This window comes from Burkholderia sp. Leaf177 (assembly GCF_001424345.1).
GTDB lineage: Bacteria > Pseudomonadota > Gammaproteobacteria > Burkholderiales > Burkholderiaceae > Caballeronia.
Genome location: NZ_LMPF01000021.1, coordinates 532,344 through 553,125, shown reverse-complemented (window position 1 = coordinate 553,125; position 20,782 = coordinate 532,344). Strand labels below are relative to the sequence as shown.

Genomic DNA, 20,782 nt, shown 5'->3' with positions numbered 1-20,782 from the left:
ATGAAAGAAAACGCACTGAGCTGGGACTTTTATAGAACGTTTCTCGAGGTGCTGCGTGAAGGTTCCTTGTCGGGCGCCGCGCGGTCGCTCGGGCTCACGCAGCCAACAATCGGCCGTCACGTGGATGCACTTGAAGAGACGCTCGGTTATGCGCTTTTTGTCCGCACGCAACAGGGTCTAAGCCCAACGCAGCAGGCGCTTGCATTACGCCCCTACGCGGAGGCGCTGGAGTCGACTAGCACGGCGCTGTTACGCGCCGCATCGAGTCAGGGGAGCGGGGTGCGTGGCACTATCCGCATTACCGCGAGCGACGTAATCACGGTCGAAGTCTTGCCCGCTATCGTTACGGAACTGCATGCGGCTTATCCCGAACTGGTTATCGAACTGATGTCGTCGAACCGGATAGAGGATCTGTTGCAACGTGAGGCGGATATTGCGGTGCGTATGCAGCGGCCTAGTCAGGGCGTGCTGATCGCGCGTCGCGTTGGCGATATCGAACTAGGCATGTACGCGCACAAGGACTATCTGGCGCGGCGCGGCAAGCCTGCGCGAATAGACGATTTAGCGGATCATGCGTTAATAGGATTCGATAAGGAAACTGCTTTTATTCGCAGCATGAAAACGCAGTTGCCCGACATTCGCCGTGAATTACTGGCGTTACGCACGGACAGCGACCTTGCATCGCTCGCCATGCTGAGGGCGGGTTTCGGCATTGGTTTTTGTCAGGTTGGTCTTGCGCGACGCAACCCGGATCTCGTGCGGTTGTTCCCCAGGCGGATATCGCTCAGGCTCGACACATGGCTTGCCATGCACGAAGACCTGCGCGACAACCCGAGTTGCAAGGCCGCGTTTGCGGCCTTGGCGAAGGGACTGGATAAATACGTGCGCGGGACTTAGTACCGTTGATGCGTCCCACGCACGATGGCTTACTTCGATCCAGCCAGCACGAACGCGTCGCTGCGATCGGCGAGAGGCGCTGCCGCGAGTATTGAGTTGTCGATGACGGCGAGCACGCCAGTCAGCGTCTTGTTCGGCGTCAGGCAGGGCGCGGCGCCAAATGTGACGGTCGCATCGTAGACATTCTTCGTACCGTGCGGCGTTGCGGTGCCCGTGAATATGCAACCGCTCGTGCCACGACCGGATACCGCGCCGTTAGCTGTGATCGTAACCGACACAGATTCACCGCCTTTGACCGATCCCGCCGCGCCGGTGTATGTCCCTGCAATGGCCGCAAGACTCGGCGCCTGGTCGTAGACGGTGCTGTATTGAGTCGTGAAACTGACTGGCGTGCTGCCTGAAGCCACTGGCGTGATCGTTCCGTTCAAGCTGGTTTGCGCTGCCAAAGAAAAGGCGATGTTGTCGGGCGTCACGCTGTTCTGGCCAATGACGTAATTACGTGCATCCGCCGATACGAGCGGACCATTCGCACGGCTCGCGGTCCCCTGGACAAGACCTAAGGTGTTGGTCGTCTGATTGACGTAGACGAAGTAATAGACGCCGGTATCGAGCACTACGCCGTTGATTATGTCGCCGGCATTATCGGTGCCGCTATAAAAGCCCTGAGCGACGCCGCCGGATGTATCGGGCTGGACGAAATTCGATCCGCCGCTATTGTCGCTACCACCACCGCCGCCGCCGCATGCGGAAAGCGTAAGGGCTGCCAATGCGCAGCCAAGCAATTTCATTTTCATTTTCTGGTCTTCTCGAATAGGTGCGCTAGCAACCGGTTACTGATTCTTATCAATTATTTTTCGGCTGCTAGATTTACCATAAATCGAGTGCGGTTTCCTCAAATGGAGCGAAGAAAATGCTTGAGTGTTGCGTGGATTTTACGGGGCGACTCTTAGTTGCTCACGGTTCAAGCGGCTGTTCTAACGGCACAGTCTCAAGGGCGCGTCGCGGCCCGCGATAAAAAGCGTAGTTACGCCGAGCGAGTCAAGGCGAACCGCTCATTGACGGAGCAGCCAGTCGCCATACGGCCAGAACATCAACGTGGTCGAATGCCACATGAAGTCATCGGTAAGGTTCTTGGCGAGCATGCCCGCAACCAGCGCAATTCCTGCGCGGAACAGGTAGTGATAGGCCCATGTCTTGGGGCCGTTTTAATGACGCAGTGCGTGGACACGCTAGCTGGACGAATAAAGGCAGCAACCTTTTAGCGGTTCAATTTATAACTAATCGACTACCAGCTGAAATAAAACAGCTTTCCTACTTAGCGAGGCCAGGCGCAGGCGACTGAGGTTTCAGTCTGGATTTCGGCTGCGCGCGCTGCGGCAATTCGGAAAGTCGCATGAGGTGACGCAGCGCCATCATTGCGCCAATTGCTTCCAGCACGGCTGCAGGAACCCACATGATGAGTCCGCCGAGACTCTGGTCCAGCGCGGCTGGAACCGACGTGAACGCACGGCCGCACAAAGTAAAGATCGGATAGAGGTCGTGACTCGAGAACGTGATGATCGCGCCAACCAGAATCTGCGGCGCCATTGTTATCACAGGCGAAAGCACGCGCAAGCCAGGCCGCGTGCGGCTAGGCGGATGCGGACGATGATCGAGCAGCATCCACCAGTACAGCGGGCCGCTTATGGCGACCGACCAGTTCATGAAGGTATAGATCCGCCAATCGAGCATTGCAACGAACTGCACCGATGGAATCAGCCAGAACACTACCGAGATGACAAACGCCGCCGATATGAAAGTCGGGTTCAGCACAATGGCTGCAAACAGGCGCGCGGGCCGGCGATATTGCCAGCGACGCAACACGCTGCGCCAGCGCAAGGGCAGCCCGGCCCTGAGCGCGCTGCCCGGGTACGAGGCCATCAGGATCAGCGGCGCAAGGTGATGCAGTACGAGATGCTGGAGCCTGTGCACGAAGAATTCGTGCTCGGCGTAATAGTCGAGCCGCGTATGCAGCGCGATATAAAAAAGCGCCAGGCCTATCCAGAAAGCACCTTGTCGGGTACGGCTGATTCGAATGCGGCGTGATCCGCGAGCGAACAGAATTGCGGTCCCAACGAAAATTGCCACGAGCCCAAAAGATGGTTCCCAAGGGACGAGCAGATCGAATAGAGACATGGCGGCTTGAACAATGTAAGGAAGCGCAGGCGTGCATGGACGCTCGTCTTGGCGAGGCGAATGTTAGCAGTTGCCTGAAGAAGGCGCTGTCGCCAAGACATTCGCGCGGACCTGAAAGCCCGGCTTGGATAAGGGCGATGAAAGTGCGATGGACCAGGCGGAAAAGGCCAGAAGGTAAAAGACGCGGTATTTTTTCTTTTAATTTGACCGCGTCGATTTGTCGCTTGGGCTTAGCGCTTTAATTCCCTAAATGAGGCGCCGATGCTAGAGCCGATCCAAACTCGGCGCCCAATACAAACCGCCTTAAGCAGCCGTGCGTGTTGCGGATGCAATTCGCGCCGGAAAAATCGCAGAGAGCACGAGCGTCACGACAATGTTGACTGCCAATGCAAGCACGCCGATATAAACCGGATACGTCGTAGCGCCCAGATGCAACGCGTAGATGGGCTTGAGTCCTTGCATGAATACCATCGTGGTACCGAGTCCAATCCCTGCCAGCCAGCCGATGAACAATGCCGGCAGCTTGAGCCATCGCGTATAAAGCGAGAACACAACTGCGGGGAATGTCTGCAAGATCCATACGCCGCCAAGCAATTGCAGGTCGATGGCAAATTGCGTCGGCAGGAAAATGATGAATATCAGCGCGCCGAGTTTCACCGCAAGCGATACCACTTTCGCATTGGTCGCTTCCTGAGCAGGCGTAATGTTCGGCTGGATCAGCGGCTTCCACAAATTGCGTGTGAACAGGTTGGCCGATCCAATCGACATGATGGCCGCGGGCACCAGCGCACTGATCGCAATGGCCGCCGCTGCAAAGCCGACGAACCATGACGGAAACAGCTTGAGGAACAGCGCCGGCACGACATCTGTTGGCGAAGTAACCTTTACGCCAGCCGCGATCGCCATGTAGCCCAGCAATGCAATCAGCCCGAGGAGGAGCGTATAAGCCGGCAGCGCAATTGCATTCTGCTTGATGGTCTTGGCGCTCTTCGAGCTAAGCACGCCCGTCAGCGTATGCGGATACATGAACGCTGCCATGGCCGATCCAAACGCTAGCGACGCATAAGCCGTGAACTGGCTTGCCTTGAGCGTAATGCCTGTTGCGCCGCCCTTGGCTGCAAAGAAGTGATCGGCTGCATCGAATACGGATGCGTAACCGCCGAGCTTGCTTGGAATCAGCCAGATCGCCGCAATCACCACGATATAAATCATGATGTCCTTGACGAAGGCGATCATGGCCGGCGCGCGCAGGCCGCTCGCATACGTGTACACCGCAAGGATGATGAACGCGACCACCAGCGGCGCTTCACCGGTCACACCAAGGCTCTTGATCACCACTTGCATGCCGACGAGTTGCAACGCGATGTACGGCATCGTAGCGATAATTCCGGTCAGCGCAATAGCAGCAGCAAACCAGCGCCCGCCGTAAATGCCTTGCACAAAATCAGCAGCCGTAATGTGATTATTCTTCTGGCAAATCGACCAGAGCTTGGGCATCACTGCAAATACAAACGGGTACACGATGATCGTGTAAGGCAGCGCGAAAAACCCATACGCGCCCACCGCATAAACGAGCGCGGGCACCGCAATGACGGTGTACGCGGTATAGAAGTCGCCGCCTACCAGGAACCACGAAATGACCGCGCCGAATTGGCGGCCGCCAAGGCCCCATTCGTGCAATTGGGTCAGGTCGCCGGCTTTCCAGCGTGCCGCGAAAAATCCCAGCACCGTGACCAGCGCAAAGAATCCCAGGAATACGAGACCGGAGGTCCAGTTGAATGTCGTCGGCATTATCGGACCCACTTGTAGATGACGTAAAGGATCAGCGACGTCAGCGGCACCCACAGCAACTGGTACCAATAGAAGAAGGGGAATCCGGCAAACGACGGTCGCGCGTCGTTATAGAAGGGGAGCCACAATAACGCGACGTAGGGGATCAACAGCAACAGCCGGCCGGCCGCGCGTTTTCCGGGGGAAACGCTTTCTGAACTCATGGATATCTCCTGGAACCAGTCTCTTTTCGAACTGGAGCCGGAGTATTGGCGCAATTTCCCGCGTCGACTTCCGTAGTAATACGTAGACGCGTCGACCATTGGCGGCCATGGTCTTGCAAGGCTTGGGGCGCGCGTGTCCTTAGGGCGTCAAGAGCGGAATCACCCTACGTAATACTACGCAGGCCGCAAGTATCTTAGGCGCTCTTCTAACAGCGAGATGGCACAATCCGGGACTAAATGGCCGAACGCCTGAATAAGTCCGGCGTCCTAGCGGGAAAATTCAATGCGACTCTCTTTGCACGGGATGAAGCGAAAATGGCTGATTCTCGCCCTCTTGCCATTCATCGGAGCAATGGCAACGATTGCCGTCGCCGTGGCGTTCCAGGCCAGGGCTTTATCGAATTCCGAGCAGCGCGAAATTGCAGCGGCTTACCGCAGCAGCAAGGAAGTCGAGCTTAAAAATTACGTCGCGCTTGCGGAAAGCGCGGTTGCGCCGCTATACAACTCGGGTCGTGACGACGCCGCCACGCGCGCTCAAGCGCTGGCTATATTAGCGAAACTCGAGTTTGGCAGCGACGGCTATTTTTTCGTCTACGACCTGCAAGGCAATTTGCTGATGCATCCGCGTCTGGCGCAACTCGTAGGCACGAACCTGTGGTCCATGCACGATCCGCACGGCGCGCTTACCATTCAGTCTCTATTGGCGAAAGCAAAAAGCGGCGGCGGTTTTGTCGAGTATCTATGGGAACGTCCGTCGACTCACAAAATGGAATCGAAGCTTGGTTACGTGGTGACGTTCGAGCGATGGGGGTGGATGGTCGGCACCGGTATTTATCTCGACGACGTCAATACGGCGTTGTCGCAAACCGGGCGCCAGGCGTCGTCGAACATACGCCACACGCTGTTCCTGATCGGATTGATCGGCGCGCTGGGCATGGGGTTTATCGGCGCGTGCGGCGTTGCAATGAATGTCACCGATCACCGCAGTTCGGACGCGCAACTGAAGATCATGGCGCGTCAGGTGGTCGAGTCGCAAGAGGCGGAACGCGGCCGGCTGTCGCGCGAACTTCACGACGGCATTAGCCAGATGCTGGTCTCCATTAAATTGCTGCTCGAGTCGGCGTTGGCGCTCAGGCCCGCTCATGCCAACCGCGATGATCCTAGCGGACCACCCATACATAACGCGCTGGCGCAGACCAACCGGACATTAGCGGAAATCCGGCAGATCTCTCACGACCTGCGTCCGGCCATGCTCGACGATTTCGGTCTGGGCGCCGCTTTGCGGCAACTGGCGCTCGAATTCAACGAAGCAGGCAATACACCGCATACGAACGTCACGGTCGACGCCGCGAAGAGCGACGCACAACCTTTGCCTGACGCCGTGAACACTGCGCTATTTCGTGTCGCGCAGGAAGCGTTGACCAACATCCAGCGCCATGCGCACGCGGCCAACGCGCGGATAACACTGGCTTGCGCCACGGGACGCGTTGTATTGACGGTGACCGATGACGGTATCGGGTTTGGTTCCGGCGCGGTCCAGTCGGACCCGCGCCAAGGCATCGGGCTGCGCAACATGCGTGAACGTGTCGAGTCGCTCAACGGTTCCTTCACGATCGAATCGCGACCGGGATGGACCGGCCTGACCGCAGCGATTCCGGTCGACTATCCTTCAACCGCATTGAGCGACTCGAGCATATGACAGGCACTATCGACATCTTGCTGGTCGACGACCATCAACTCGTGCGCGACGGGCTCAGGCTTCGTCTGGACGCCATTGACGGCTTCAGAGTAGTGGGCGAAGCGAGCAGCATGCCGGAGGCGCTCAGGGTCATCGAGCGGGTCGCGCCGCGTCTCGTGTTGACTGATCTCAGCATGAAGGGCGGCAGCGGCGTGGCGCTCACGCGCGAGATACGGCAACGTCATCCCGCCATGCACGTACTGGTTTTATCGATGCACAACAACGCCGAATACATGGCCGAAGCGCGCGCGGCCGGCGCAAGCGGATACGTGCTAAAGGACGCCCCGGCTACCGAGATCATTGCAGCGATTCACATCATTCTTGGCGGCGGCGCCTATTTCAACGAACAGTTGAAACAGGCCGCAAGTGTTACCGTCAGAAGCACCGCGCGGGACCGTGGCGGCTACCGCCAGATCGAGAAGCTGACGCCGCGCGAGCAGGAGTTGCTGCGCGACCTTGCGAACGGTTTGTCGAACAAGCAGATTGCAACGCTGCATGGGTTGTCGGTCAGGACGGTGGAGACACACCGGATGTCGATCAAACGCAAACTGGATATTGAAGGTCAAGCGGAACTGATCAAGTTCGCGGTGGAATTTTTCAGCGCTTGAGGCAAGCTTCATTTGTGACGATAGTGGACTTTCCTTTCGGCCATCGATATATTTAACAGGATATAACGATGGAGCGTCGGTGTGGTTAATAGCGCGCAGGAAGCAGTCGGCGAAATATTCGTTCTCAAGTCCACGCCAGCGATTTTCCGCACGTCATCTACAAGGCGGGCAATCCCGGCGCTTTCTAAGAGGACCTGCTTGTCTGAACCACGTCGATGCAAGGACATGTGAAAGATCTCGACGAATAACAGTCAACCAAGGAAAGCGATGTTCATTCGTCAGCTCGAGTATCTCGTCACGTTGGCAAGGGAGAAGCATTTCGCGCGGGCAGCGGAGGTGTGCCATGTATCGCAGCCGGCGTTGTCATCGGCTATTCGCACTCTCGAAACAGAACTGGGCCTTGTCATTGTCGAGCGCACGCGGCGGTTCGTGGGTTTCACCGAAGACGGCGAGCGTGTGCTCGGATGGGCGAGACAAACGCTGGCGTCGCTTCAGAACATGCGCCACGATGCCTCCGCCGCGCAGGTCAAACTCATCGGGACCCTGCGCATAGGGGCGATTCCGACCATTATTCCGATCACCGCTCGCATGCTTGCGCCGTGCATGCGCGAGCATCCGGATATGCGCTACGAGGTTCGATCGCTGAGTTCCGACGCCATACTTCGTCAGCTCGACGAGTATGAACTCGACGTTGGCCTGACCTATCTCGACGATCAGGTGCAAGCCGGTTTCAGCGTGCTGCCGCTTTATCTCGAACGTTATATGCTGCTGTCTCCCGCAAGCGCGGCGCAGGACGTTAGCGCGCCCATACAGTCGTGGAGCGATGTCGGTGAATTGCCGCTGGGGCTGCTTACGTCGACCATGCAGAATCGCCAGGTGATCAATGCGGCGTTCCGGCGGGGGAACGTGCAGCCTCGCGTAGTGTTGGAGACTGATTCGCTGCTCTCTCTTTACGCTCACATCCAGCACGCCGGCCTTTACAGCGTATTTCCTCATAGCCTGCTCAGCGTGCTCCCTTCGAGTAATGCGGTGCGTGCGTCGCTCTTGCTGCCCGAGTTGACGCGCGGTATCGGCCTGATTGCGCGTAGCCGCAATGCATTGCCGCCGCTTGTTGCCGCCATGTGGCGCTCAGTCGAGCAACTCGATCTTCAACGCGACTTCGACGCACTCATGCCCGCTGCCGCGCAGACGGTCTGATCTTCTGCGATCAACGTTACAGTCCGTTCGCAGGCGTTGATAACGAACGCTTATCAAGTGATCCATCCAAACGATTGGACCCGCTATCGCGACTTGTAGACACTGAACCTTGTCGACGTACCAACCTCATGTTCGACGAGGCGGCGCGTTTCGCCAGAAGCGCCGGTGTTAATCAAATCAAAGTGGAGTGGAGACAATCATGGCCAAGGTTCTTTGCGTTTTATACGATGATCCCGTTGATGGCATGCCGAAGAAGTATGCGCGCGACGACGTACCCAATATCACGAAGTACCACGACGGCCAAAGCGCGCCGACGCCCAAGGCAATCGATTTCAAGCCGGGTCAATTGCTGGGTAGCGTGTCTGGCGAGCTGGGCCTGCGCAAGTTTCTCGAATCGCAAGGTCACACACTGGTTGTCACGTCGGACAAGGACGGCCCGAACACCACGTTCGAGCGTGAACTTGAGGATGCCGAAATTGTTATCTCCCAGCCGTTCTGGCCCGCGTATTTGACGGCCGAACGCATTGCGAAGGCGCCGAAGTTGAAGCTTGCGCTGACCGCCGGTATTGGTTCGGATCATGTCGATTTGCAAGCGGCAATCGACCGTGGCATTACCGTCGCCGAAGTGACGTTCTGCAACAGCATCAGCGTTGCCGAGCATGTCGTAATGATGATCCTGTCGCAAGTTCGTAACTACCTGCCGTCGCATGAATGGGTCAAGAAAGGCGGCTGGAATATTGCGGATTGCGTGTCGCGTGCATACGACCTGGAAGGCATGAACGTGGGTACGGTCGCGGCCGGCCGCATTGGGGCAGCCGTGCTGCGTCGCCTCAAGCCGTTCGACGTCAAGCTGCATTACACGGACCGTCATCGTTTGCCGGAAGCCGTCGAGCGCGAGCTGGGCGCTACGTGGCACCCGACGGCCGAGTCCATGGCGAAGGTCTGCGATATCGTCACCATCAACTGTCCGCTGCATCCGGAAACGGAACATCTCTTCGACGAAGCGATGATCAACAAGATGAAGCGCGGCGCCTACATCATCAACACGGCACGCGGCAAGATTGTGGATCGCGACGCCATTGTGCGCGCACTGGAAAGCGGTCAACTTGCGGGTTACGCGGGCGACGTGTGGTTCCCGCAACCGGCGCCGGCCGATCATCCGTGGCGCACCATGCCGAACCAGGGCATGACGCCACATACGTCGGGCACGACGCTTTCGGCACAAGCGCGTTACGCTGCAGGCACGCGCGAGATCCTCGAATGCTGGTTCGCCAACGAACCGATTCGCGACGAGTATCTGATCGTCGATGGCGGCCGTCTCGCCGGCGTGGGCGCTCATTCGTACAGCGCAGGCAATGCGACGAAGGGCTCCGAAGAAGCGGCCCGTTACAAGAAGGCCTGACGTATCTGGCACGCCAGGCAATCACTGCCCGGCGTGCCTGACGACGAAGCGAGACCCCATGAGCGAGCAGACTGTCAGAGCGGCGCCAGCCGTTCATCATCCAACCCACTTCAAACAGGCACTATTCGGTTTTATCGGCGGAACGTGTGCAATTGGATTGCTTGCATGGCTCGGGCATGCAACGAGCAGTCCACTGGTGATTGCGCCGTTCGGTGCGTCGAGTGTTTTGCTTTTCGGCGCGCCCGATAGTGCCTTTGCCCAGCCGCGCAATCTTGTCTTCGGGCATATGCTTTCCACTGCCGTCGGGCTTTCGATGTTCTGGATAGCGGGGCCGGGAATTTGGCAGATGGCGCTGGCCGTGGGCATTGCTATCGGACTCATGCAGCTTGGACGTTGTGTGCATCCGCCGGCGGGCGCCGACCCGCTGGTAATCATGTTGAGCGGCAATGCATCGGCCGGATTTTTCTTCGTTCCTGTATTGGCCGGTGTTAGTTTGCTTCTGGTGATCGCACTGGTATTCAACAACTTTGTGCGTGGCCACCGATGGCCCCAGAGGGGGTTGTAGTTCAACCGATGGCGGCAGCGACTCCCGCCATTTTCTTTCACTCGCGCTAAAGCCTATTGCTCGAATCCGTTCCCTTCGCTTCGCAATATGCGCAGTGCGCTGTCCAGATGCGCACGCGCGCTTTCGGCGTCTCCAAGGCGCATCTGCTCATAAGCGCGCTGCGCCACGTCATGCGGTATGGACTTGAGCGGCCGGTTGCTTGCCATGGCCTTGAGCTGTACTTCAGCCGCGCGCTCCAGATAATAGAGGTCGTCCCAAGCTTCAGCGATGCTTGCGCCGCCTACCATCACGCCGTGGTTCTTTAGAAAGAGCACGTCGGCGTCACCCATTGCCGATGCAATGCGATCACCTTCTGACGCGTCCAGCGCAAGGCCGTTGTAGTCCTCGTCCACCGCGGTACGGCCATAGAACTTCAACGCGGTTTGGCCCAGCCAGAGAAGCGGCGGCCCTTCGAGCAGGCATAGCGCAGTCGCGTTCGGCATATGCGTATGAAAAGCGGCTTTGATACGCGGTTTTGCTCGATGCAAGCGCGCATGGATAAAAAATGCCGTTGCTTCGGGTTTGCCTTCACCGTCGATTACATGCCCGTCGAAATCGCAGACAAGCAGGCGAGACGCCGTCATTTCCGCGAACGCATAACCGTAGGGATTCACGAAAAACAACTCGTCATGTCCTGGCACGACCGCCGAGAAATGATTGCAGACGCCTTCTTCGAATCCGCGCTGTGCCGCAAGCTGGAAACACGCCGCGAGTTCGATCCGTGCCTGCATGATTGCATCGGAATCGAGCCGTACACGACTGGACGACGCGCGCTGTTCGCCGAGTGAAAGCGTATGAGCCATGATGATTGCGGTGGAGTGTCGGTGATTCAAGTATATAGAAGAGAAACGATTGCTTTAGTGCATGGCTTGTCGACAGTTCACTCAAGCTCCCACACCTTTTCCCACCAGATAATCGATCAGCACGCGGACCTTCGGCGGCAAGAAACGGTTAGGCGGATAAAGCAGCCACACCGCGCCCACGTAAGCTTGCGCCGCCAAAGTCCAGTCATCGAGGACCTGAACCAGTTCCCCTCGCGCCAGCGCATCCGCGGCGGTGAACTCAGGCAAATTGGCAATGCCGAAATCCTGCATCGCAGCCTCGAGCCGGGCGCCTGCATGATTCGCTATATAGCGTCCGTGAACTTCTACTGTTTGCGTTTCGGAGCCGCGCCGGAATCGCCAGCGGTTGTCATCGGCGGTCTCGCCGAGATAAAGGCAATCATGCTGCGCCAGATCGCGCGGATGCACGGGCGTGCCGCGCGCCTTCAAATAAGCGGGCGATGCGCATATCACCCAACGTACGGAGCCGATCCGGCGTCCCGCCAAACCTGGCGGCGGTTGCTCCGTGAGCCGGACCACCAGGTCGATATCGTCATGTAGCGGATCGATCTCGTGATCGACGTACAGCAATTGCAAATCGACATCCTCATACGTGGCCAAGAATTCCGGCACGAGTGGATGAATCACCGTTTTGGCAAAAGCAGTCGGCGCGCTGAGGCTTACCTTGCCTTGCGGCCGGCCAACCAGCAAACCCGCTGCATCCACGGCGCCCGACGCCGCGCTGACAATATCGCGGCAATATCGAACCACCTGTTCGCCTGATTCAGTGACCCGCACCTTGCGTGTGGACCGTTCCAGCAGGCGCGTGGCCAACGCTTCTTCCAGGCGCTTGATCTGACGGCTTACGGTCGAAGGCGTGCTGCCAAGCTGACGCGCAGCAACCGAAAAATTGCCGCAATCGACGACACGCGCAAATACGGCCATGTCCGGCAACAAAGCAAAGATTTCTGCGGGGTTCATCGACGATTCCGGATTAATGCATCTGCGACATGAAGGCTGTGCACGCCGGCCCGATTATCACCGCAAGCGCAACGCTCGACAATACGCACTCTTCCATAGAGGTCCAATATGCCGAAGCAAGACCGCTTGCTAATACTGTCCGATGTGATGCTGCTGGTCGTCGCCGTGGTGTGGGGTACGAGCTACGGCGTCGTCAAGAATGCGCTCGTGTTTTACCCCGTGCTCGGTTTGTTGACGCTGCGATTCGGCATGACATTCCTGATGTTGTCGCCTGCATTGCGCCATTTGCGTTACGCCAACGCACGCACGCTGCGCGGCGTGTTTATCGCGGGGATGTTGCTGCTCGGCATCTTTTTATGCGAGACGTTTGGCGTGTTGCTCACGCGTGCAGCTAACGCGGCATTCCTGATCAGCTTGTGTGTGGTGCTGACGCCGTTGGTCGAATGGTTTCTGCTCAAGCGCAAGCCGGGTCGCATGGAGTGGGGCGCGGTTGCGCTTTCGCTTTTGGGCGCATGGTTGCTCGCGGACGATGGTACGTTCGTCTTCAATCCGGGCGATGCGTTAATACTCGGCGCTGCATTCTTGCGAGCGCTCAACGTTTGCGTCACCAAGCGTGTGATGCGTGATTCGGCGCTGCCGCCGTTGTCGGTGACAGCGGTGCAATCGGGTGTGGTTGCATTGGGCAGCACTGTCGTGGCGCTCGTATTCGCGCCGCAGCAGTTGCAGCATGTGCCTTCGTTCGCGGGACATTTGCCGTTCTGGACCAGCATCTTTTATCTGGTGCTTGCGTGCACGCTGTTTGCATTCTTCGCTCAAAACTACGCAATCAAGCGCAGCAGTCCCACGCGCGTTTCTTTGTTGATGGGCAGCGAGCCCGCGTTCGGCGCGCTGTTTGCGTGTCTTTGGCTTGGCGAAAGGATTTCGCTTACGGCTTGGGTCGGCGGTGGTCTGATCGTCGTGGCGTCGATGCTCGCAACCGTGCGTTGGGGGAAACCTGCAAGCGTTGGATTATCTGCGGAAAGCGCGTGATTTCAGCGATGCGCCTCGAGCAAAAGATTCAAGAACGCTTCCGCGCTGCGGGACAACGGTCGGGCTTCTTCAACGATGGCGCAGAAAGGCATTGAATAGAAGGGCGATTCGGGCAAGACCGCAAACTCATATCGCGGCGAAAGTTGCGCCGCGTAATGCTCGGGCAACAAGCCGACATAGCGGCCCGTAGCGACCATCATCGCAACGGCTTCGAGCCCGCTGACTTCGAGTCCCTGTGTGAAGCCCTGGGTCGCGAGCGCGTCTTCCACGAACGGATGCGGCCTGTATGCAAGCGGTAACGCACGCGTATTTTCATGTGCGCGGATTTCGCCTGCCGCCGCCGGCCGATAAAACACGCGATGCGTCTCCGTGAAAAGCGGGTAGTGCCGAAACGCGCGAATTCGCTTGTATGCGCCGCGAATCGCAATCTGCACGCGACGCTCGGTGAGCGCTGCGCCAAGGTCGCTGAACGTCATGACCGACAGCGACGGCCTGACCAGCGGCGCAATCCGATGCAACTCGCCAAGCGCTTCCGAGATCCGGCAACCCTCATGCGTGAGCACGTGTTCGGACGTTCCAAGCAGCAGCGGGCCGGACAAGATTCCGCGCACGGCATCGACTTCCGGCTTGATGCGCTCAAGCGCTTCTAGCGCTTGCAATGCCACCCGGAGCGCCACTTCACCGCCTTCCGTCAATTGAAATCCACCGGGACCGCGCTCGCACAGCTTCAGTCCGAGATGCGCTTCGACCTCGTTGATGTGCCGGCTGATCGACGCCTTCGACATCGATAAAGCCCGTTCCGCCGCCGCGAATCCGCTTGCCTGCGCCGCCGCGCAAAATACGCGCAGCGAACGCAGGTCGCGTTCCGTCAGATCCATTTTTTTCATCGGCGCAGGGAAATAAAAAGGTTTCGGTTTCCGGAACCATAACCGCGAAAAAATGGTTTTTCAAAACTTTTTTGACTGCCTACATTTCCCTCATGAACGCTTCTAAACGATTCGGGGAATCAAATGCACACGCTCAACCGACGCAAATTCTTAACTATCGCAGGCGGCGTTTCGCTTGCGATGGCCTTGCCATCTCTTGCGTTCGCGGAAGGCGGAACGCTTGCGGACATCCGCAAGCGGGGCAAACTCACGGTCGGCACCGAGGCGGCTTACGAGCCCTATGAGTTCGTTGAAAACGGTAAGGTAGTGGGCTACGGGCACGACATACTGGACTACATGGCGAGCAAGCTGGGCGTTACGCTCAATCAGGTCAACCTGCCGTTCCAGGGTTTGTTGCCCGGCCTGATGACACATAAGTTCGACTTCGTCGCAACGAGCGTCGGCATCAATCCGGAAAGGGCCAAACGGTTTGCGTTCTCCGAGCCGGTTGGAGTAGTCGATACACTCCTGGTCGTGCGTTCAAACGATAGCGCCATCGTAAAGGCCGAAGATGCTGCGGGACATGTGGTCGGCACGCAGATGGGTTCGTCGTCGCAACCGATTGCGCAAGCCTTCGACGCGCAGTTGAAAACCAAAGGCGCCGGTTACGCGGATATCAAACTGTTCCAGGCGTATCCCGACGTGATGGTAGCGCTGACGAACAAGACGTTGGATGTTGGCATCATGCCGTCGAACGTCGTCGCCGTGCTGATGAAGAAAGAGCCGGGGCAGTTTCGCGTCATCGGCAAGATTGGCGAGCCCAAGATGCTCGCGTGGGTCGCGAACCCGCAAGACCTCGAGATTCGTACGTTCATCAATACGTCGCTCGCGGAATTGACCAAGAGCGGCCAGCTTTCGCAGATGCAGAAGAAGTGGTTCGGCTACACCATGAACTTGCCGACCAGCGGCTATTTGCCTGAAGGTGCGGTCTGAGGCGGAGCGCTGCATGTTTGCGTTCATAAGCAGTCAGCTCGCCGTCCTCGCGCCGTTTTTCCACGATGTCATCGCGGGCGCGATCACGACGGTTTTATCCAGCGTGGCGGCGTTCGTGCTCGGCATCGCGATCGGTGCCGTGTTGCTGCTCGTGCGACAGCATGGCGGCCGCGCGCTCGCATGGCTCGTCATTCTCTATGTCAGCGTGATACGCGGCACGCCCGCGCTGATCCAGATGCTGGTCGCTTATTACGTGCTGCCCGCAGTGCTCAATTTGAATATATCGCCATTGCAAGCGGGGATTCTCGCGCTTGCATTGAACACTGCGGCATACGTTTCCGAGATCTTGCGTGGCGCATTGAACTCGCTTGGACGCGGGCAGATTCCGGCGGCGCGCGCGCTCGGCATGCCTGCGTTTCAGGTGTGGCGATACATCGTGTTTCCGCAGCTTTTTTATCGATCCATCCCGCCGCTGACCAACGAATTCACGATGCTGCTGAAGGCGTCGTCGCTGATGTCGATCATCGCCGTGCACGACCTCGCAACGGTCGCACGCGACGCCACGCTGCAAACCAATTTGCCGCTGCAGGTGTTTTCCGCAACGGCGGCCGTGTACTTCGCGATTCTGTTCGTCGCGTCGTCGGCTTCGCGTGGACTTGAACGCCGAGTGGCGAAGGTTTTACCCAATGTCCATTGATCTGGCTGTCGTTCAATCGTCCGTTCTCCCGTTACTGAAAGGGCTGAAAGTCACCGCTCAGGTTTGCGTGCTCGGCATTCCGCTCGGCATCGTGGCGGGCACCGTTGCCGCGTATTTCCGTGCCTCGGCATGGCGCGTATTGCGGGCTATAGCGCTCTCCTACGTGGAGATCGTGCGCAACGTACCGTTTCTGATACTCGTTTATCTGAGCTTCTTCGGCTTGCCGAAACTGGGTGTCACGATGCCTGCGTTCGCCATCGGCGTAGCGGCGACAGCGTTCTACACCGGTGGATACTTCTGCGAAATTCTGCGTGCCGCATTCGGCAGCCTTGCCCATGGACAGGTGCAGGCTGCTCGCTCGCTGGGGTTGTCGGGACTTCAGGTGCAGCGTCACGTGGTGTTGCCGCAGATCTTTGGTTTTCTTGCGCCGGCTACGACCAGCCTCACGATCATGATGTTCAAGGACTCGTCCATCTTTTCCGTGATGAGCCTGACGGAACTCACCTACCAAAGCAACCTGCTTACCGCCGATACCTTCGCCTACGTTGAAGTACTCGGCACCACTGCGCTCATCTACTGGCTTTGCAGCGTGCTGCTCGACATAGCCGGCCAATGGTCGGAGCGATACGCGACTCGATACCGGCGCGTCTGATACTGCGCGTCCTCCGCTGTAGAAAACTAGACAATCTCATTTAATACAGGATTCCTGATCATGAAAAAACCCCTCACCGTTTCTCCGAAGACCGGCCACAAGACGCTGCTCTATTCCGACCTGGCAATGGACCTCGATAACCTCGACGCGGATATTGCCGTGCTGGGCATGCCTTATGGATCGGCATATTCGGCCGCGGACTTTACCAACGACCAGACCAATGCACCGACCGCAATCCGTCAGGCCACCGACCGTGTGGTGCGTTCGCCGGGCCACTACGACTTCGATATCGATGGTCCGTTGCTGCAGGAGCGCACGGACATCCGCTTTGTCGATTGTGGCGACGTGATCGCCGATCTCGCTGCGCCCGGCAGTCATTACGAGCGCGTCGAACAAGTCGTGCGCAAGATTCTGGCCGCGGGCGCATTGCCTATCGTGATGGGTGGCGATCATGGCATCACCACGCCCGTGCTGCGTGCGTTCGATAGCCTCGGCCCTATCACGCTGGTTCATGTCGATGCCCACCTCGACTGGCGCGACGAAGTGAACGGCGTGCGTGACGGTCTTTCGAGCCCGATCCGGCGGGCATCGGAAATGAAGCATGTTGCGAAGATCGTGCAGATCGGACTACGCGCACAGGGCAGCGGTCGCCCAGAAGAATTCCGCGCGGCCAAGGCTTATGGCTCGGACTTGATCACAGCGTATGAACTTCACGATGTCGGTATGGACGCAGTGCTCGCGCGCATTCCGGACGGCGGCAACTATTATTTGACCATCGACGCGGATGGTCTCGATCCTTCCGTCATGCCCGCAGTTGCAGGTCCCGCGCCTGGCGGTGTGACGTTCCTGCAAGCGCGCAAACTGATACACGGGCTCGTCAAGAAAGGTCGTGTAGTGGGAATGGATATTGTCGAGATCCAGCCGGAGAAAGACGTGAACCAGATCTCTTGCGTGACGGCCGGACGGCTGATCCTGAATCTGATTGGCACCGCCATTCGCGCAGGCTATTTCGACAATCGTCGTTAAGGATCATCGCCACACGTGATTAACTTTGGCGAGATCAGCAAGTCTTGACTCAAACTTCTACGAGACATCATGGAACACATTCGCATTCGTCCGTTCAACACGAAGGTCACTTACCCCGAGCAATCGCTCGATAACGATCTTGCACAAGCCGTCGTAGCCGGCAACATGATCTTTTTGCGCGGTCAGATTGGCCAGGACATCGATACCTATGAATCGGTCGGTATCGGCGACGCCGCCGCGCAAGCGGAGAAGGCCATGTCCAATGTGAAGATGCTGCTGGAAGAAGCCGGCAGCAAGCTCGAAGACATTTGCAAGGTGACGATCTATCTGACCGATGTGCGTTATCGCGAGGCGGTGTATCGGGTGGTCGGCCGCTGGCTGAAGGGCGTGCACGCGGTATCGACTGGACTTACCGTGACGGCACTTGCACGCCCGGAATGGCTGGTCGAAGTCGATGTAATCGCGGTGAAATCTTAAGCATCGCAATTGCTGGCGACCGGATATGTTTTCCGGTCGCCAGCGAGCTACGCACAATCAGCGTCTCCTGGCGGGGGTCGCGCGAAAAACGAGAACGAGCCCGGCCAGTATCAGCGCCATTCCTGCAACGCCTGCAGGCGCGAGACGATTACCAAGGAACACGTAATCCATAAGCGCTGTGCATATCGGCACGAGATAAAAGAGGCTTGTCACGTTCACCAGATTCCCCGCTTGAACGAGACGGTAAAACAGCAACTGAGCAATCACCGATATCACGATGCCCAGCCAGAACAACGGCAGGAGCGTTCCCGCGTTCACGGCAATGCTCAACGGCTGCAACGGCAAGAACAAGACGCATAACGCAAGGCTGACGGCGTTCTGCAAGGGCAATACATCGATAGGCGCCTGCTTCAGCCGCTTCTGCAGGATGGCGCCGAACGTCATGCACCCGAGCGACGCAAACGCGAACAACATTCCCGTCGCCGGGAAGTGCCCGATTTCTCCCGCGCCCTCTACGACCAGGAACAAGCCACTCAACGCGAGCAAAAGGCCGCCCGCGCGCTGCATCGTCAAGCCTCGTTCAACAAGCAACAACGTCAATACCGGTTGCACGCCGAGGATGGTGGCCAGAATGCCGGGCGTCATTCCGCGGTCGAGAGCAAGCAGATAGCAGATGGAATAACCGCCGGTGAGAAAACCGCCGGTAAGCGCAACTTGAAGCCTTGTTCCAGGCGCGGGCAACCATCGGCCACGCCATGCGCCGAGGCACGCGAGCACCGCTGATGCCAGCGCAAAACGCAAGACTAGAAAAGGTAAAGCAGGAGCGTGCTGAAGCCCTGTTTCCGAAACGATCGCCCCGCTGCTCCAGAGCAATACGAAAAGCGCTGTCGAGCCATAGGCCGCGAAAGCGGTTTTTAAAAAGACCATGATTCATTCACCTGTCGAGGGGAAAGATGACCAGGCAAACGCGGTCACGCCGCTAAAGCACGCAGGTGCAGCGGTCGAGCCGTTTGCCGGAAGTAGGTGGCTGTTGATCAGCCGCGAACGTGCGTACGCGGAGGCGCAACTGCGCCAGCGGTAACGGCGTTCGGAGGAGATGCGGGAGGTGAAACGACAGGTGGAGAAACAGAAGCAGCAGATGGACGATCGGCGCACACGCAGCTGGACATCGAGTCGGACTCGATATCAGCAAAGCAAATGTGCGCGGACTTCGTCATTGCGTTGAATCAGCATTTCGTTGCGTTGTGCACGTGAGATTACCGGTTCCGCGCGTGTTCTGCAACGCTTAATGGGGCGGTTTCGCGGACCACTGAACAAGCGGGTCCGCGCCACTTTCATGCTTCTCCAAGCGGTTCGGCTGCAACTGCGCCTTGCATCGGCTTCTCGGAAAAAGACCTCACACGGCTGACCCATATCGCCGCCGCGACGACGAATACGGTTGCGAGCCATCCATTGACGCCATAGCCCTGGATGGTTCCGTTAGCGCCATTCGACAACAGCAATCCCCCGAGCCATGCGCCGCAGCCGCTGCCGAGCGCTTGCAGCGCGCTGTTCGTGCTGAGAAACGCGCCGCGGTTTGCGGGTTCCGGAACTGTCGTAAGCAAAGCCTGCATGGGGACCATACGGCCGGAAACGGTCACCATGAACACCGGGAAAAACAGCAGCAGCGCGATATACGGCAACGCAGGCAAATGCGTGACGAACAGGATTGGCAGCAGCGATACAGCGACCATCACGCGGAACATGTGGCGGCTGCCGTATCGATCGGACAGGCGGCCGATAAACCGTGAAGTGAAGAACGTTGCCGCGCCACCGCCCATATAAAGCCATGACAATTGCGCAGGCGGCACGCCATGATTGGCGACCAGCACGGGCGAGATGAACGGGATCACCAGCATTTGCGATCCCATGACAACGAAGGTCATGGCGAACGCGCTCATGTACCGAGGGTTGGTCAAAAGCCGCCAGAGCGATGGCAACACGCTTCGCAATGGCGGCTGTTGTCTTCCCAGATGCACTGCAAGCCCGGGTACGACGCGCATGCAGCCGAGCCAGATCAGCACGGATAGCACGGTCAGCAAGATGAACGGCGTGTACCACCCGAAATGCGCGCCGAGCAGAATGCCCGCCGGAACACCCGCCACCGCCGCCAGCGAAAACGCCGTCATGATGGTGCCCGTCGCGGCTCCGCGCCTTGCAATGGGAATGACATCGCTGACAATGGCCATCACGACCGAGCCCAACATGCCGCCAGTGATGCCCGCGAATGCCCGCGCGACCAGCAAGATCGGGAAAGTCGGTGCAAATGCGCAGGCAAGATTCGACAAAGCAAACAATGCATACACGCCCAACAACAAACGACGCCGGTCGAACCGGTCGATATACGTGGCGCCAAGCAGCCCGGAAAGTCCCGAGCACCACGAATACGCCGATACCGCGGTGGCGAACGCAGTGGGTGAAATCTGGAAGCTGCGCATGATTTGCGGGCCGAGCGGCATCATCACCATGAAGTCCATGATGATGGTGAACTGCGTCAGCGCAAGCAGCCACAGCAGACGCCGCTCGCGATGGGTGTCGAGACTATACATAGCCATCCTGATTGAATTTTTTCTCTAGGACGCGACG

The 20,782-nt window shown here is 58.2% G+C and carries 22 protein-coding genes; 13 read left to right on the top strand and 9 right to left on the bottom strand.

Annotation, left to right across the window (positions count from 1 at the left end; all coding sequences use genetic code 11):
- Nucleotides 1–897 (top strand): LysR family transcriptional regulator, encoded by an 897-nt coding sequence (locus ASG35_RS17905; protein ID WP_056360173.1) that lies wholly within the window; start codon nt 1–3, stop codon nt 895–897.
- A 29-nt stretch (nt 898–926) separates the two neighbouring features.
- On the opposite strand, the gene ASG35_RS17900 is transcribed toward ASG35_RS17905, so the two are convergent.
- The 4 genes from ASG35_RS17900 to ASG35_RS17885 form a co-directional block, all read right to left on the bottom strand.
- Nucleotides 927–1,691, bottom strand: coding sequence for a hypothetical protein (locus tag ASG35_RS17900; RefSeq protein ID WP_056360170.1), 765 nt, complete (start codon nt 1,689–1,691; stop codon nt 927–929).
- Nucleotides 1,692–2,208: 517 nt separating this feature from the next.
- Entirely contained in the window at nt 2,209–3,072 is an 864-nt protein-coding gene (locus ASG35_RS17895; protein ID WP_056360166.1) for a cytochrome c oxidase assembly protein, read from the bottom strand.
- 303 nt (nt 3,073–3,375) lie between these two features.
- Entirely contained in the window at nt 3,376–4,863 is a 1,488-nt protein-coding gene (mctP, locus tag ASG35_RS17890) for a monocarboxylate uptake permease MctP (RefSeq protein ID WP_056360163.1), read from the bottom strand.
- Nucleotides 4,863–5,066, bottom strand: a complete 204-nt coding sequence (locus ASG35_RS17885) for a DUF3311 domain-containing protein (protein WP_056360160.1) — start codon at nt 5,064–5,066, stop codon at nt 4,863–4,865. The genes mctP and ASG35_RS17885 overlap by 1 nt, the downstream gene beginning before the upstream one ends.
- Before the next feature lie 283 nt (nt 5,067–5,349).
- Here ASG35_RS17885 and ASG35_RS17880 point away from each other — a divergent pair, with 283 nt between their 5' ends.
- The 5 genes from ASG35_RS17880 to ASG35_RS17860 all read left to right on the top strand — a co-directional run bounded on the left by ASG35_RS17880 (nt 5,350) and on the right by ASG35_RS17860 (nt 10,576).
- Nucleotides 5,350–6,765, top strand: a complete 1,416-nt coding sequence (locus ASG35_RS17880; protein ID WP_056360157.1) for a cache domain-containing protein — start codon at nt 5,350–5,352, stop codon at nt 6,763–6,765.
- Nucleotides 6,762–7,412 (top strand): response regulator, encoded by a 651-nt coding sequence (locus ASG35_RS17875; RefSeq protein WP_056360153.1) that lies wholly within the window; start codon nt 6,762–6,764, stop codon nt 7,410–7,412. The genes ASG35_RS17880 and ASG35_RS17875 overlap by 4 nt, the downstream gene beginning before the upstream one ends.
- A 267-nt stretch (nt 7,413–7,679) precedes the next feature.
- Nucleotides 7,680–8,609, top strand: coding sequence for a LysR family transcriptional regulator (locus tag ASG35_RS17870; RefSeq protein ID WP_056360149.1), 930 nt, complete (start codon nt 7,680–7,682; stop codon nt 8,607–8,609).
- A 199-nt stretch (nt 8,610–8,808) separates the two neighbouring features.
- Nucleotides 8,809–10,011 (top strand): NAD-dependent formate dehydrogenase, encoded by a 1,203-nt coding sequence (locus ASG35_RS17865; protein ID WP_056360146.1) that lies wholly within the window; start codon nt 8,809–8,811, stop codon nt 10,009–10,011.
- A gap of 58 nt (nt 10,012–10,069) precedes the next feature.
- A complete protein-coding gene (locus tag ASG35_RS17860; protein ID WP_056360143.1) occupies nt 10,070–10,576 on the top strand; it encodes an HPP family protein in 507 nt (168 codons plus the stop codon).
- A 53-nt stretch (nt 10,577–10,629) separates the two neighbouring features.
- On the opposite strand, the gene ASG35_RS17855 is transcribed toward ASG35_RS17860, so the two are convergent.
- Nucleotides 10,630–11,418 carry an aldolase gene (locus ASG35_RS17855; RefSeq protein WP_056360139.1) on the bottom strand — a complete coding sequence of 263 codons (789 nt, stop codon included), beginning with the start codon at nt 11,416–11,418 and terminating at the stop codon, nt 10,630–10,632.
- An 81-nt stretch (nt 11,419–11,499) separates the two neighbouring features.
- Nucleotides 11,500–12,417 carry a LysR family transcriptional regulator gene (locus ASG35_RS17850; protein ID WP_056360137.1) on the bottom strand — a complete coding sequence of 306 codons (918 nt, stop codon included), beginning with the start codon at nt 12,415–12,417 and terminating at the stop codon, nt 11,500–11,502.
- Between the two features lie 108 nt (nt 12,418–12,525).
- Between ASG35_RS17850 and ASG35_RS17845 the strand changes: the two genes are divergently transcribed.
- The gene (locus ASG35_RS17845) at nt 12,526–13,446 is read left to right on the top strand and encodes a DMT family transporter (RefSeq protein ID WP_056360135.1); all 921 of its coding nucleotides are present in this window, start codon (nt 12,526–12,528) and stop codon (nt 13,444–13,446) included.
- Nucleotides 13,447–13,448: 2 nt separating this feature from the next.
- Here the strand turns inward: ASG35_RS17845 and ASG35_RS17840 are convergent, their stop codons facing one another.
- On the bottom strand, nt 13,449–14,333 hold the full coding sequence (locus tag ASG35_RS17840; RefSeq protein ID WP_056360132.1) for a LysR family transcriptional regulator: 885 nt from the start codon (nt 14,331–14,333) through the stop codon (nt 13,449–13,451).
- A gap of 123 nt (nt 14,334–14,456) precedes the next feature.
- Here ASG35_RS17840 and ASG35_RS17835 point away from each other — a divergent pair, with 123 nt between their 5' ends.
- The 5 genes from ASG35_RS17835 (at nt 14,457) to ASG35_RS17815 (ending at nt 18,157) form a co-directional block, all read left to right on the top strand.
- Nucleotides 14,457–15,305, top strand: coding sequence for a transporter substrate-binding domain-containing protein (locus tag ASG35_RS17835; protein WP_056360129.1), 849 nt, complete (start codon nt 14,457–14,459; stop codon nt 15,303–15,305).
- 13 nt (nt 15,306–15,318) lie between these two features.
- The gene (locus ASG35_RS17830; RefSeq protein ID WP_056360126.1) at nt 15,319–16,002 is read left to right on the top strand and encodes an amino acid ABC transporter permease; all 684 of its coding nucleotides are present in this window, start codon (nt 15,319–15,321) and stop codon (nt 16,000–16,002) included.
- Nucleotides 15,992–16,654 (top strand): amino acid ABC transporter permease, encoded by a 663-nt coding sequence (locus tag ASG35_RS17825; protein ID WP_056360123.1) that lies wholly within the window; start codon nt 15,992–15,994, stop codon nt 16,652–16,654. Before ASG35_RS17830 ends, ASG35_RS17825 begins: the two co-directional genes overlap by 11 nt.
- 60 nt (nt 16,655–16,714) lie before the next feature.
- A complete protein-coding gene (locus ASG35_RS17820) occupies nt 16,715–17,680 on the top strand; it encodes an agmatinase (protein WP_056360121.1) in 966 nt (321 codons plus the stop codon).
- Nucleotides 17,681–17,749: 69 nt separating this feature from the next.
- Complete coding sequence (locus ASG35_RS17815) at nt 17,750–18,157, top strand: RidA family protein (protein WP_056360118.1); 408 nt, start codon at nt 17,750–17,752, stop codon at nt 18,155–18,157.
- Between the two features lie 57 nt (nt 18,158–18,214).
- On the opposite strand, the gene ASG35_RS17810 is transcribed toward ASG35_RS17815, so the two are convergent.
- A complete protein-coding gene (locus ASG35_RS17810) occupies nt 18,215–19,084 on the bottom strand; it encodes a DMT family transporter (protein ID WP_056360114.1) in 870 nt (289 codons plus the stop codon).
- Here ASG35_RS17810 and ASG35_RS31455 point away from each other — a divergent pair.
- The gene (locus ASG35_RS31455; RefSeq protein WP_156393225.1) at nt 19,083–19,238 is read left to right on the top strand and encodes a hypothetical protein; all 156 of its coding nucleotides are present in this window, start codon (nt 19,083–19,085) and stop codon (nt 19,236–19,238) included. The two genes, ASG35_RS17810 and ASG35_RS31455, sit on opposite strands and share 2 nt — an antisense overlap.
- Nucleotides 19,239–19,491: 253 nt before the next feature.
- On the opposite strand, the gene ASG35_RS17805 is transcribed toward ASG35_RS31455, so the two are convergent.
- The gene (locus tag ASG35_RS17805) at nt 19,492–20,745 is read right to left on the bottom strand and encodes an MFS transporter (RefSeq protein WP_056360111.1); all 1,254 of its coding nucleotides are present in this window, start codon (nt 20,743–20,745) and stop codon (nt 19,492–19,494) included.
- Nucleotides 20,746–20,782: the final 37 nt, after the last annotated feature.

What these genes read in the sequence shown, in the direction of transcription:
- ASG35_RS17895 (WP_056360166.1), bottom strand. Translation starts at nt 3,072, where the DNA reads ATGTCTCTATTCGATCTGCTCGTCCCTTGGGAACCATCTTTTGGGCTC.
- mctP (WP_056360163.1), bottom strand. Translation starts at nt 4,863, where the DNA reads ATGCCGACGACATTCAACTGGACCTCCGGTCTCGTATTCCTGGGATTC.
- ASG35_RS17815 (WP_056360118.1), top strand. Translation starts at nt 17,750, where the DNA reads ATGGAACACATTCGCATTCGTCCGTTCAACACGAAGGTCACTTACCCC.
- ASG35_RS17825 (WP_056360123.1), top strand. Translation starts at nt 15,992, where the DNA reads ATGTCCATTGATCTGGCTGTCGTTCAATCGTCCGTTCTCCCGTTACTG.
- ASG35_RS17905 (WP_056360173.1), top strand. Translation starts at nt 1, where the DNA reads ATGAAAGAAAACGCACTGAGCTGGGACTTTTATAGAACGTTTCTCGAG.
- ASG35_RS17900 (WP_056360170.1), bottom strand. Translation starts at nt 1,691, where the DNA reads ATGAAAATGAAATTGCTTGGCTGCGCATTGGCAGCCCTTACGCTTTCC.
- ASG35_RS17845 (WP_056360135.1), top strand. Translation starts at nt 12,526, where the DNA reads ATGCCGAAGCAAGACCGCTTGCTAATACTGTCCGATGTGATGCTGCTG.
- ASG35_RS31455 (WP_156393225.1), top strand. Translation starts at nt 19,083, where the DNA reads ATGATTCATTCACCTGTCGAGGGGAAAGATGACCAGGCAAACGCGGTC.
- ASG35_RS17810 (WP_056360114.1), bottom strand. Translation starts at nt 19,084, where the DNA reads ATGGTCTTTTTAAAAACCGCTTTCGCGGCCTATGGCTCGACAGCGCTT.
- ASG35_RS17885 (WP_056360160.1), bottom strand. Translation starts at nt 5,066, where the DNA reads ATGAGTTCAGAAAGCGTTTCCCCCGGAAAACGCGCGGCCGGCCGGCTG.
- ASG35_RS17855 (WP_056360139.1), bottom strand. Translation starts at nt 11,418, where the DNA reads ATGGCTCATACGCTTTCACTCGGCGAACAGCGCGCGTCGTCCAGTCGT.
- ASG35_RS17850 (WP_056360137.1), bottom strand. Translation starts at nt 12,417, where the DNA reads ATGAACCCCGCAGAAATCTTTGCTTTGTTGCCGGACATGGCCGTATTT.
- ASG35_RS17820 (WP_056360121.1), top strand. Translation starts at nt 16,715, where the DNA reads ATGAAAAAACCCCTCACCGTTTCTCCGAAGACCGGCCACAAGACGCTG.
- ASG35_RS17860 (WP_056360143.1), top strand. Translation starts at nt 10,070, where the DNA reads ATGAGCGAGCAGACTGTCAGAGCGGCGCCAGCCGTTCATCATCCAACC.
- ASG35_RS17875 (WP_056360153.1), top strand. Translation starts at nt 6,762, where the DNA reads ATGACAGGCACTATCGACATCTTGCTGGTCGACGACCATCAACTCGTG.
- ASG35_RS17880 (WP_056360157.1), top strand. Translation starts at nt 5,350, where the DNA reads ATGCGACTCTCTTTGCACGGGATGAAGCGAAAATGGCTGATTCTCGCC.
- ASG35_RS17830 (WP_056360126.1), top strand. Translation starts at nt 15,319, where the DNA reads ATGTTTGCGTTCATAAGCAGTCAGCTCGCCGTCCTCGCGCCGTTTTTC.
- ASG35_RS17835 (WP_056360129.1), top strand. Translation starts at nt 14,457, where the DNA reads ATGCACACGCTCAACCGACGCAAATTCTTAACTATCGCAGGCGGCGTT.
- ASG35_RS17865 (WP_056360146.1), top strand. Translation starts at nt 8,809, where the DNA reads ATGGCCAAGGTTCTTTGCGTTTTATACGATGATCCCGTTGATGGCATG.
- ASG35_RS17840 (WP_056360132.1), bottom strand. Translation starts at nt 14,333, where the DNA reads ATGAAAAAAATGGATCTGACGGAACGCGACCTGCGTTCGCTGCGCGTA.
- ASG35_RS17870 (WP_056360149.1), top strand. Translation starts at nt 7,680, where the DNA reads ATGTTCATTCGTCAGCTCGAGTATCTCGTCACGTTGGCAAGGGAGAAG.
- ASG35_RS17805 (WP_056360111.1), bottom strand. Translation starts at nt 20,745, where the DNA reads ATGTATAGTCTCGACACCCATCGCGAGCGGCGTCTGCTGTGGCTGCTT.